Consider the following 11605-nt stretch of genomic DNA (forward strand, 5'->3'; position numbering starts at 1 on the left):
CCGGTCACCGGCCGGCGCGAGCGAGGTCGGCCGTGACCTCGTACCCCTCGTCGTCCTCGAACCGACCGGTCACCGGGTTGACCACCCGCAGCCGCACCAGTCGCCGTACGAGATCGACCGTCACCAGACGGAAGCGTCCGGCACCACCGAGGTCTTCGGACTGCCAGTTCTGGAACGCCTGCAGCACCGGGCTGCCGCCCTCGGTGTGGTCGATCCGATGGTGGACGTTGCCGTGCACATGGTGCCCGGAGAACACGGCGAGCACGTTGTCGTGGTGCCGCAGCAGTCGCTGCCAGACCTCCTCGCCGTCGTGGCCGTCCCGGGTGCCGGCGTAGAGCCGTGGATGGTGGGCACACCCCGGCCGGGTGCGCTGCCCGTCGACGTACAGGTGACTGTGGGTGTTGACGATGAAGGGAATGTCAGCCCGGTCGGTCAACACCTGATGTGCCCACGCGAGGACGTCTGCGCGGGGGCCGAACTCCAGGGTCAGGAAGCCGAGGTCGCCGTTCGGCCCGGCGACGATGGCCGCGCTGTTCTCGTACGCTTCCGGCTCGAACGTCGCGCTCGCCGTGTCGGCGCACAACGGGCCGAAGGCGTCACGAAACTGCGTCAGGCTCCGGTCATGGGAAAGCTCGTTGTCGTAGTCGTGGTTGCCCGGGGCGATCATCAGCGGCAGACCGTGCGCGGTCAGACGTTGCAGGCTCCGAGCGGCGGTACGGTACTGGCCCGGGTCCTTGCCGCCGTCATTGACCACGTCGCCGACGTGCAGCACCATCGCCACCGGTTCGGCGGCGGCGATGTCGATGATGTGCCCGGTCATCACGTCGAACAGGTCCGGGTGGTCACGCGTCATCAGCTGGGTGTCGGCGACCACCACGATCGAGACGGCGTCCGTCGCTGCTGCCATGTCCCCATCGTGCCCGATGACGACTGCCCCCGGGCCGGCCGCCCAGCACCGGGCTCACAACTCCATGTCGGGCACGAGTTCGCGGGCCTCGCCGGCGGAAAGACCCGTCAGCATCAACAGGTCGGTCACCATCGAGCGAAGTTGGGCCAGGATCACCACCGCCGACAGGTCATCGGTGATCGGCAACGTGGAGCTGCGTTCGGCGACCGCGACCAACCTGGACCGGGCAGCGGTGGGGAGCCGACGGTCCCACATCTCGCCGGCCATGAAGGTGGTCACGTGGGCGACGTCGCCGATCAGCTCACGGTAGGCGTCGGGTACCCGCTCACCCCGCCACACCGCGACCGCCACCCGCCGGGCCAGCACCCGCAGGTTGCGGGTCAGCCGGTCCAACGGCTCGGCCAATTCGGCGTACGCCTGGACCGCCGGCATGGAGCCGTGTCGGAAGAACACCGAGTAGCGCACCACGGCCATCCCCTCCGACGTCGCCTCGTCCAGTTCCGCCAGGTTCGCCTCACCGGCGCGTGCCTGGTCGAGCACCGCGTCGGCGGCCTGTTGGTCGCCGGCGCCCAACGCCTGTCGGGCCGCCGTCAGCGTGGCGGCCACGTCCTCGAGCACCCGCGCCGACATCACCCGCGGCTTGGCCAGCGGGGCGGCCGGCAGCAGGATCGTCACCAGCAGCGCCAGGCCACAGCCCACGGCCGCGTCGACCCACCGGTCGAGCGCCTGGTCGGGCTGCGGCAGCAGGGTCGTCACGATGATGGCCTGCACCCCGGCCTGGATGGTCACCAACGTGCCGGTGTCGATCAGGGTCGCCACCGCCATCGCCACCAGGCAGACGACGATGATCTGCCACACCCCGGTGCCGAACAGGACGACGAAGACGTCACCGATGAACACGCCGACCGCGACCCCGATCGCCACTTCGACGGCCCGTCGCACCCGCTGGCCGTAGCTGACGCCGAGCACGATGATTGCGGCGACCGGCGCGAAGAACGGCAGCGGATGCCCGACGACGACCTGTGCCAACCACCAGGCGAGGCCGGCGGTGACCGCACACTGCACCAGGAACCACAGCCGTGACCGCAGCCGGCCGACCCGCTTGCGGAGCGAGCGCCGACCGTACGCGGCACTCCGTTCGCTCAGGTCGAAGGCGCGCAACTTCATCCGGTGCATCGAGAACCCCGCCCTCGCCATGCCTCCATCATGGCCCTGCCGATGCTCTGTAGGGTTCCCGGGGACGGATCGAATGACACCTCCGGAAGGCAGAACTGCATGAAGGTCACCGTGTGGGGCGAGAACATCCACGAGACCCGCGATGCCGAGCACATGGCAAGCATCTATCCCGACGGGATGCACACCACCATCGCCAACGGCATCGCATCATTGTTGGGCGACGAGGTCGAGGTCGGTACGGCCACCCTCCAGGAGCCCGAGCACGGGCTGACCGCCGAGGTGCTCGACGCCACCGACGTGCTGGTGTGGTGGGGCCACCTCGGCCACCGTGACGTCGACGACGCCGTGGTCGACCGGGTGCACGAGCGGGTGCTCGCCGGGATGGGCTTGCTGGTGCTGCACTCCGGCCACTTCTCCAAGATCTTCAAGAAGCTGATGGGCACCACCTGCTCGCTGGAGTGGCGTGAGGTCAACGACACCGAGCTGGTGTGGACCGTACGGCCCGACCACCCGATCGCCGAGGGGGTGCCGCACCCGATCCGGATCGAGGGACAGGAGATGTACGGGGAGTACTTCGACATCCCGCAGCCCGACGAGTTGATCTTCATCTCCAGCTTCACCGGCGGCGAGGTGTTCCGTTCCGGCTGCACCTGGCGTCGCGGCAAGGGCAAGGTGTTCTACTTCTCACCCGGCGACCAGGCCTATCCGGTCTACCACCACCCCGACGTCCAACGGGTGCTCGCGAACGGGGTCCGCTGGGCCGCACCGTCGCCGTCGGCCGGCTTCGCCGTACCCGCAGTGGTCCGGCAGCCCCCGCCGCGGTTCACCGTCGCGGACCTGGAGCGGATGCACCCGGGGATGCAGGAATGAGCGCCCGGACGACCGGACGCCCGCTGCGGGCCGGCGTCGTCGGACTCGGCTGGGCCGGCCAACAGCACATGGCTGCCTACGCCCAGCTGCCGGGCGTCGAGCTCGTCGCGCTGGCCGGCCAGGAGCCCGAGCAGCTCGCCACACTTGCCCAGACGTACGGCGTCGCCGACACCTTCGCCGATGCTGAGGCGATGCTGGCCACGGCCGAGCTCGACGTGGTCAGCCTGGCCACGCCGACGGCCCTGCACGCGCCGATGTCGATCAAGGCGCTCGACGCCGGGGTGCACGTGCTCTGTGAGAAGCCGATGGCCGAGAACGCTGCCCGGGCGCGGGAGATGGTGGCCGCCGCGACCGCGAACGACCGGGTGCTCGACGTCACCTTCAACAAGCGCCGCGGTCGTGAGGTGACAGCCCTGCACCAGCTCGCCACCGACGGCCTGCTGGGCCGGATCTACTACGTGAAGTGCGGTTGGTTGCGTCGTACGGGCATCCCCGGGCTCGGCAGCTGGTTCACCCAGCAGGCGATGGCCGGGGGTGGCCCGATGATGGACATCGGCGTGCACGTCCTGGACATGGCGTTGCACGTGATGGGTGAGCCGGAGGTGCACGCCGTGACCGGTGCCACGTACGCCGAGTTCGGGCCACGCGGGCTGGGCGGGTCACCGGGGACCGCCGGCAACAAGTGGGTGCCCGAGGGCGGCGGCAGCACCAAGTTCGAGGTGGAGGACCTCGGCACCGCCTTCGTCCGGATGACCGACGGGGCGACCCTGCTGGTGGAGGCCAGCTGGGCCCAGTACGTGCCGCGCGACCTGATGTACCTGACGGTGTACGGGACCAAGGGTGGCGCCAACCTGGAGCTGCCGACCGGCCCCGGCTCGACACCTCACCTCAGTGTCGTCACCGACGTCGACGGCATCCCCGCGGAGCTGTCGCCGATCCTGGGCCCCGAGGGTGGCCATGCCGACTGCGTCGCGACATTCGTCGACACCGTCGGCTCCGGCAACTGGGACGCGCACCGGGGGCGGGTGGGGCTGAAGCGTACGGCGATCATCGACGCCTGCTATGCCTCCGCCGCCTCGCGGTCCGAGGTCGTGCTCGACTGAGGAGGAGCCCGGACGTGGGTGGACCGACGCTGCGAGCGGTGGCCCTGCGGGCGGGGGTGTCGGTGGCGACGGCGTCGCGCGCGCTCAATCCCGGCCGCTCGGCCTCGTCGGAGGCGCGCGACCGGGTGCGTGCGGCGGCCGAGGAACTCGGTTACACCGGTGATCCGCGACAGCCGCGGCAACGCCCGGCACTGGGCGTGGTCGTCCCGGTGATGAGTCACCAGGTGATCGACGAGATCATCGTCGGAGTGGAGGCTGCCACCGATGACGCGGGCCGGTACTGCATGTTCTCCGTCAGCCGCGGGGACGCCGCCCGGGAGCTTGCACTGCTGGCCGGGCTGGTCCGCGACGAGCGGGTGGGCGGGATCATCCTCGTCGGTGGGTTCCAGCTGACCGCCGACTACGCCCGCGCGTTCATCCGGACCACCAAGGAGGCGCGCGAGGCCGGCAAGCCGATCGTGCTGTGTGGCCGGGCGATGACGGCCGACGCCGAGCTGGTGGTCCCGGGGGTGACGGTGCTGGACTACAACAACGAGGGTGGGTCAGCGGCTGCGGTCGGACTGCTCCTCTCGCGTAGCCACACCGTGATCGGCCTCGTCCGGGGGCCGGTCGGGATGAGCACCAGTGACGCCCGCAGCCGGGGCTACCGACAGGCGTTGGCCCATTTCGGGATCGAGCACGATGCGGGCTTGATCCGGGTCGGGCAGCGTGATGCTGATCATGGTTACGAGGCAGCTACGTCGTTGCTGGCCGACCGGCCTGACATCACCGCCATCTTCGCCGAGAGCGACGAGATGGCGATGGGAGTGCTGCAGGCCGCCCATGACGCCGGACGGTCCGTCCCGGACACGTTGTCGGTGGTCGGCTTCGACGATCAGCGCAACTCCCGGTTCTTCATCCCGCCGCTGACCACGGTGCACATGCCGTTCGCCGAGCTGGGTCGACGTGCGGCACGGATCGCACTCGAGGACGACACCGCCCATCGGGGCGAGCAGCGACTCATCGTCGGGACACACCTGATCATGCGGCAGTCGGTTGCCGCACCACCCGGGCAACCGGCCTGAGTGCCACGGTCAGGGCACGGGAACGATGCCGACCGGGCCACCGGCCCCGCGTGCTGCTGGTCAGCCGCCGGGCCGCAACATCAACACCCGGATCCGTGACACGTTGCCGGCCTCGTCGACCGCGCGATACCTGATCACCTCTCGCGAGGAGAGCGTGGCGGGCAACGGATCGGCGTACGTGGTCCACTCCGCGTCCTGCCCCCTGCGGTACTCGATGCGGGCGACCCCTGACGCGTCATCGGTGGCGACCAAGGTGATCATGACCTCGTCGCCGTCCCCGGTGACCGTGGTCGACACCTCGGGGGCAGTGGTGTCGGGCCCGGCCGGCACCGGCTCGTACTTGAACAGGTGCTGGGATCCGTAGAACGCCAGGAAGTAGACGTTGCCGTCGGTGTCGAGGTGCATCCGTGACCCCTTGCCGATGCCGACGTTGCTGACCGCCAGTGTCGTCGGGTCGATCCGGAGCAGGCGGCTGCCGACCGAGCCGTACAACATGTCGTCCTTCTTCGAGAAGGCCAGGTAGCCCCACGACCAGTGGTTGCCGCTGCCGTACCGGCTGCCGATGACGCGGACGGAGCGCTCGACCTCACCGGTCGCCGGGTCGTAGACGAACAACATGTCCTCCGCGATGCCCCAGACCGTGCCGTCGGCGGCGACGGTCAGCCCCGTGATGCCACGACGATCCGGTACGGGGATGAGCTGCTTCACCTTCGTGTCGGTCTTCGGATCCCAGACCACCAGGTACGCCTCGGTCTGGCCACTGTCGGGATGACCGTTGCCGCCGTCGACGTTGCTGCCCAGGTAGACCATGCCGTCACTAGGGTTGTAGACCGCAGCGGCGACACCCTGGTCGGGGACGACCTCGGTCTTGAAGTGCTTCACCGTCGAGGTGGTGAAGTCCCACACCGAGATGCCGCCCTGGTTGAGGCCGTACCCGGGGATGGATCCCATGTAGGCCTTGTCGTTCACCGGGTCGTAGGTCATTGTGATCGGCCGGTCGAAGCCCTGGGCCGTGCCGTGGAACAACGTGCGCGGCGCGACCTCCGGTGTCTTGGGATCGAACACCTGGAAGGAACTCCCGGTGTAGGCGCCCAGGTACATCTTCCCGTCGCGGATGATCGACGACTCGTACTGCCGCGAGATCTGCGTGGTCGGGTAGAGGTGACCGCCGCCGGTGGTGTCGACGCGGGCGAACGAACTCATGTAGCCCGCCGCCCACATCGTGTTGTCGGGGCCGGTCAGCACGGTCTCCAACACCGCCGGTTGGGCGAAGGAGAACGCGTGCAGCGAGGGCGGCGTCTCCGGCGCGGCCAGGTCGAGCTCGAAGGTGCCGGTCCCGGACAACCCGTACAGGGTGGTCGGATCGGTGGGGGAGGCCACCGCATCGCTGAGGTAGCTGCCGATGTTGGCCACCTGGGTGATCTGCTTGCTGGAGGTGTCGTAGGCCGACAAGATCTTGGCGTTGGTGAACAGCACGGTGTCGGGGTCGGTCGGGTGCTGGACGAACGTGTAGCCCTGCACGCTCAGCGACCCGTTGTCGTTGCCCCAGTACTCGGTGTTGCCGTCCCGGTCGATCACCAGCAGCTTCTTGGAGTGGTAGCCACGGGCGAACACTCGACCGTCGATGTAGGTCATCGCCGAGATGAACGACTCCGTCGACAGGCCCGGCTGCTTGGTGTCGTCGGTGATCCGCACGACCTCACGGGTCGTCGTGTCGATCCGGTAGATCGCCGGGTCGAACGATCCGGTGGAGATGTACAGCTCCTGCCGCGTCTCGTCCCAGGTCATCCCGCGGACGTACTGCGACTGATCGGGGTCGTCCGGTCCCCATCCTTCGTGCCCCCAGTTCTCGAACTCACCGGTGTCGGGGTGGAACTGCCACAGGTCGCCCCTCTTGTAGGTGCCGATGAAGACCGTGTTGCCCGGCCCGGGCGCCATGGCCCACGGGTAGCCGTCCTTCGGGACCTCGGCATTGATCGGCCCCAGGTCCTCCACGGTCTTGGTGGCCGGGTCGTACCGGTGCAGCGCGTAGTCGTGGTAGGTGGCGACGTAGACCCGACCGTCAGCGGCGACGGTCACGCCCCAGTTGTTGTCAGCCGCGGCGATCGGGAAGCTTCGCAGGGTTTCGCCGGTCTCGAGGTCGAAGACGACCAGGGTGCCGGGCGCGCTCGTCCCACCGATGCCCTTGAACATCTGGTAGCCGACCGCCCGACCGTCCTCGATGCCGACCTTCGGCACGCCTCCGATCTGCGACCGGACCGGGGCACCGAGGTAGGTGATCCGCTCGTCGCCAGCAAGGATCTCCTCGACGACCGGGTCGGTGGCCTGGGCCGGGCCGGTCTCGGCTCGGGCCGGGGCGGCGAGAACGAGCGGGACCAGCAGGGTCAGTGCGAGCAGGCCGACCAGGCACCGGAATGAGCGTCTCACGGCAGTTCTCCTTTGATGCGCGGACTGGGGTGGAGCCCATCGTGGTGGCCGCACCACGAGTCCTGCAACCAGTTCCACCGTGTTCCAACGAAACGCCCGGGAGTACCCGTGCCACCGGCCCGGTCGCTTCAGCGTCCGGCCTCAGCGCTTGGTGAACACCAGCTCCAGTGCCGCCGGCTGCGGGGTGAGCACGTACGCCGGCAGCACGCCCGGACCGCAGGCCGCCGTACCGACGCCGTGCTGGGCCGCATCGATGATCAGGTGGGTCCGATCGGTGGTCGGCAGTTCGTGCGGATGGGCGGCCGCGACCAGCTCCGCCTGCGACCACGGCCGTACGGTGAACCCGAACGGCTCGCCGGTCACGACGAAGCCGCGCTCCAGGCCGAGTCGCGACACCTTGGTCCGCGCACCGCTCTCCTGTGGCCGCAGGTAGGGCACCTGCAGCTCGTCCACGGTCGCCGACCACTCGCCCTGTCGGGCACCCTGGCCGCAGTCGGGGTAGGCCTGTCCGGGGCCGCCGCCGGTCCACGTGACCTTCTTGATCACCTTGTCGACCACGAACTCCAGGCCGATCCGCGCCCAGTAGTCGCCCCACGGGCCCTCGGGTTCGGCGCGGAACGACAACGCGACCGCGTCGTCGTCGGCGTGCCAGGTCATGGTGGTGATCACCGCGGCCTGCTGGCCCAACGCGCCCCAGCGCTGCCGCACCTCGAGCCCGTCGGTCAGGGTTGCCGACAGCAGTCGCGGCTGCAGCAGGTCGAGCCGCTGTCGTTGCCACACCTGGTCGGCCGACCCGTCACCCACCCGTACGGTGCCGCGCGCCAGGTCGTTGTGGGTCGGGGCGCGGCCCAGCACCAGTTCGGGCCCGCTGACCGGCACCCCGAACAGACTGGTCAGCCGGTGCCGCCCGTCGAAGCGCGCCGGACCGAGCCGGCCACGATCATCCAGGCGGCGTCGCGGCCTCACCGTCGGTACGGGGGGCGGTTCGGCCACCCGTTGGCCCCACGCGATCTCGTACCCGGCCTCGCCCCAGGGCAGGTCCTCGGCGATCAGCGCCGACACCGTGACGGTGCCCGACCCTGCCTTCCGCGGCAGCGTCATCGTGGTCTCCTCGCCGGACTCCAGCACCGGCACGTCGAGCTCGCCATGCTTGCGACCGGCCGTCCACACGAAGGACAGGTGGCTGGTGTCGCGGTGGTCGTAGCCGTTGCGGATCGTCACCCGGTTGTCGGCGATGCTGATCCGGACCGGCTCGGCGACCTTCTTGAAGTCGCGCAGTGCCGGTTTCGTGGTCAGGTCGGGAAACACGCAGCCGTCGGTGACGAACGCCCCGTCGTGCAACGGTTCGCCGAAGTCGCCGCCGTACGCGAAGAACTCCCGACCATGATCATCAGTGGTCCGGATGCCGTGGTCGATCCACTCCCAGACGAAGCCGCCGGCCAGCCGGGGGTGGGTCTCGAACAGCTCCTGGTACTCCGACATCCCACCCGGCCCGGTGCCGAGGGCGTGGCCGTACTCACACAGCACGAACGGCAGTCCACTGCGATGTCGTTGCAACTCCGGGTCGGCCAACGGCTCCTCGCGCCCTTCACCGATCGCGAGGACGTCGGCGTGGCTGGTGTACATCTGCGACCACAGCCCGACCTTGCCCGAACGCTGGTCGCCCTCGTAGTGCAGCAACCGGTCCGGGTCCCGATCGTTCGTCCAGTCCGCCATCGCGGCCAGGTTGTCGCCGTCGCCCGCCTCGTTGCCCAGCGACCAGCAGAACACCGACGGATGGTTCTTGTCGCGCTCCACGGTGCGGTGCATCCGGTCCAGCAGGGCGTCACGCCAGGCCGGCTCCTTGGCCGGGTCACCGTCGAAGTGCCCCGACACGAAACCGTGGGTCTCCAGGTCGTTCTCCACCATCACCCACAACCCGAGCTCGTCGGCCAGGTCGCAGAACCAGGCGGCCGGTGGGTAGTGGGAGGTGCGGACCGCGTTCACGTTGTGCTGCTTCATGATCAGCAGCTCGGTCCGGGCACGCTCCGGGCTGACGAAGCGACCATGATCAGGATCGAACTCGTGGCGGTTCATGCCGCGCAACAGGATCGGGCGACCGTTCACCATCAGCTGTGCGTCGACCACCTCGATCCGGCGGAACCCGACCTGCAGCGTCACCTGCTCGGTCGCGGTCGACACCACGACCCGGTAGCGGTGCGGGGTCTCCGCGGTCCACGGTCGGACCTCGGCGACCGGATGCCGCTGGTCGGCCGGCACTCCTGACAGGCCCAACTCGGGGCAGTCGATCACCGCCGCGCCGTCACTGCTGACCTCGACGGTGAGCTCGCCGTCGCCGGTGGAGGGGTCGTAGTCGGCGTGGACGAACACGTCCTCGATGCCGCCGACCGGTCGCGCCAGCACCTCCACGTCACGGAAGATGCCCGGCAGCCACCACATGTCCTGGTCCTCGGCGTAGCTGGCCGCCGTCCACTGGAACACCCGCACCGCCAGCACGTTGTCGCCGGCCCGGGCGAATCCGGTGAGGTCGAACTCGTGGGTCAACCGGCTGCCGCGGATGGTGCCCAGCCGCTCGCCGTTCAGCCACACCGTGGCACCGGCCTCCACGCCGCCGAACCGGAGTCGGGCATGGGGCAGGAACCGGTCGTCCAGCTTGAAGCGGGTCACGTGGTCGCCGATCACGTTGTCGTCGGGCACATGGGGCGGATCCACCGGGAACGGGTACTGCACGTTGGTGTACCACGGCGCACCGGTGCCCTGCCCGGCACGGGGTTGCAGTGCCCAGTGGCCGGGGACGGTCAGGTCGCCCCAGTCCTTGCCCGATCCGGTGCCGGTCTGCCACCCGTCATCGGGGGTCTCGGCCGCCGAGGGGGAGAAGCGGACCCGCCACGTCCCGTTCAGCGACAGCACCGGCGCATCACTGTGCAGCCACGCCCGCGGTGGGCAGGTGCCCTCCGGTGGTGCGATCGACTCGATCTCGGTGAGCAGGTCAGCGGCAGGACGGGACAGCTCGGCATTCACCCGCACCAACCTAGTACCAGACAACGCCCGTACGTGGTCGCGCCCGTACGTGGTCGCGGCTCAGCCGTCGTCGGATGCGTCCGGCTCGGCCGGCAGCATCGGCACCTCGGCGGTGATGCCTTCATAGGCTCGCGGATCCTCCCGGGGCTCGAGGTGGGTGGTGAGATGCAGCGTGGGGAACTCCTCGGCCACCGCGGCCTCCACCTCCTCGACCAGGTCGTGGCCGCGGGTGACCGACCAGGCACCGGGCACCAGCACGTGGCAGGTCGCGAACTGCTGGTGCCCCGACTGCCTGGTCTGCAGGGCGTGGAAGGCGACCTCGTCGGAGGCGTAGCGGGCGATGATCGCTGCGATCCGACGGTTCTCGTCGTCGGACAGGGTGCGGTCCATCAGCCCGTGCACCGACTCGGTGATCAACTTCGACCCGGTCACCACGATGTTGACGCCGACCGCGAACGCCACCACGGGGTCGAGCCGGTCCCAACCGGTGAGCACCACCAACAGCACGCCGATCACCACGCCGGCCGAGGTGATCACGTCGGTCATCAGGTGCTTGCCGTCGGCCCGCAGGGTGATCGAGTTGTGCTGGCGACCCGCGCGGAGCAACACGATCGCGACGGCACCGTTCACCGCCGAGGCGATGACCGAGATCGTCAGGCCGATGCCGACCTGTTCGATCGGCTGCGGATCGATGAAGCGGGTCACCGCCGTCACCAGGATGACCGCCGCGGCGATGAAGATCATCACGCCTTCGAGGGCGGCGGAAAAGTACTCCGCCTTGGCATGACCGAAGTGGTGGTCGTCGTCGGCGGGCCGGGCCGCCACCCGCAGCGCGATCAGGGCCGCCACCGCCGCCACCAGGTTGACCACCGACTCGGCGGCGTCCGACAGCAGGCCGACCGACCCGGTGACCCACCAGGCCCCGGTCTTCAAGGTGATGGTCACGATCGCGGCGGCGATCGACAACCACGCGAACTTGGTCAGACTGGCCCGGGACACCCCGACATTGTTCCATCTCGGCCCGATGTCCGGTGGGT

At 69.3% G+C, this 11605-nt stretch carries 8 protein-coding genes; 3 read left to right on the forward strand and 5 right to left on the reverse strand.

Annotation, left to right across the window (positions count from 1 at the left end; translation table 11 throughout):
• Positions 1-4: 4 nt before the first annotated feature.
• Positions 5-907, reverse strand: a complete 903-nt coding sequence (locus ACQBAU_RS08130) for a metallophosphoesterase (RefSeq protein WP_434550441.1) — start codon at positions 905-907, stop codon at positions 5-7.
• Positions 908-961: 54 nt separating this feature from the next.
• Entirely contained in the window at positions 962-2104 is a 1143-nt protein-coding gene (locus ACQBAU_RS08135; protein WP_434550440.1) for an FUSC family protein, read from the reverse strand.
• A gap of 78 nt (positions 2105-2182) precedes the next feature.
• On the opposite strand from ACQBAU_RS08135, the gene ACQBAU_RS08140 reads away from it, so the two are divergent.
• From ACQBAU_RS08140 to ACQBAU_RS08150, 3 genes are read left to right on the forward strand one after another with little or no spacing between them, the layout of a single operon-like run.
• Positions 2183-2953 (forward strand): ThuA domain-containing protein, encoded by a 771-nt coding sequence (locus ACQBAU_RS08140; protein ID WP_434550439.1) that lies wholly within the window; start codon positions 2183-2185, stop codon positions 2951-2953.
• Entirely contained in the window at positions 2950-4056 is a 1107-nt protein-coding gene (locus ACQBAU_RS08145) for a Gfo/Idh/MocA family protein (protein ID WP_465255892.1), read from the forward strand. The genes ACQBAU_RS08140 and ACQBAU_RS08145 overlap by 4 nt, the downstream gene beginning before the upstream one ends.
• 14 nt (positions 4057-4070) lie before the next feature.
• Complete coding sequence (locus ACQBAU_RS08150; protein WP_465255893.1) at positions 4071-5120, forward strand: LacI family DNA-binding transcriptional regulator; 1050 nt, start codon at positions 4071-4073, stop codon at positions 5118-5120.
• A 60-nt stretch (positions 5121-5180) separates the two neighbouring features.
• Here the strand turns inward: ACQBAU_RS08150 and ACQBAU_RS08155 are convergent, their stop codons facing one another.
• The 3 genes from ACQBAU_RS08155 to ACQBAU_RS08165 form a co-directional block, all read right to left on the reverse strand.
• Positions 5181-7547 carry an OmpL47-type beta-barrel domain-containing protein gene (locus tag ACQBAU_RS08155; protein ID WP_465255894.1) on the reverse strand — a complete coding sequence of 789 codons (2367 nt, stop codon included), beginning with the start codon at positions 7545-7547 and terminating at the stop codon, positions 5181-5183.
• 141 nt (positions 7548-7688) lie between these two features.
• Positions 7689-10568 carry a glycoside hydrolase family 2 TIM barrel-domain containing protein gene (locus tag ACQBAU_RS08160; RefSeq protein ID WP_465255895.1) on the reverse strand — a complete coding sequence of 960 codons (2880 nt, stop codon included), beginning with the start codon at positions 10566-10568 and terminating at the stop codon, positions 7689-7691.
• A 60-nt stretch (positions 10569-10628) separates the two neighbouring features.
• Positions 10629-11567 carry a cation diffusion facilitator family transporter gene (locus ACQBAU_RS08165; RefSeq protein WP_465255896.1) on the reverse strand — a complete coding sequence of 313 codons (939 nt, stop codon included), beginning with the start codon at positions 11565-11567 and terminating at the stop codon, positions 10629-10631.
• Between the last annotated feature and the right edge of the window lie 38 nt (positions 11568-11605).

The sequence above is a fragment of the Carbonicoccus niuqiaonis genome (assembly GCF_050157065.1).
Lineage (GTDB): Bacteria > Actinomycetota > Actinomycetes > Propionibacteriales > Propionibacteriaceae > Avipropionibacterium.

Excerpts from the sequence above, each read along its gene's own strand:
- ACQBAU_RS08140 (WP_434550439.1), top strand. The coding sequence starts at position 2,183 with ATGAAGGTCACCGTGTGGGGCGAGAACATCCACGAGACCCGCGATGCC.
- ACQBAU_RS08135 (WP_434550440.1), bottom strand. The coding sequence starts at position 2,104 with ATGGCGAGGGCGGGGTTCTCGATGCACCGGATGAAGTTGCGCGCCTTC.
- ACQBAU_RS08130 (WP_434550441.1), bottom strand. The coding sequence starts at position 907 with ATGGCAGCAGCGACGGACGCCGTCTCGATCGTGGTGGTCGCCGACACC.
- ACQBAU_RS08145 (WP_465255892.1), top strand. The coding sequence starts at position 2,950 with ATGAGCGCCCGGACGACCGGACGCCCGCTGCGGGCCGGCGTCGTCGGA.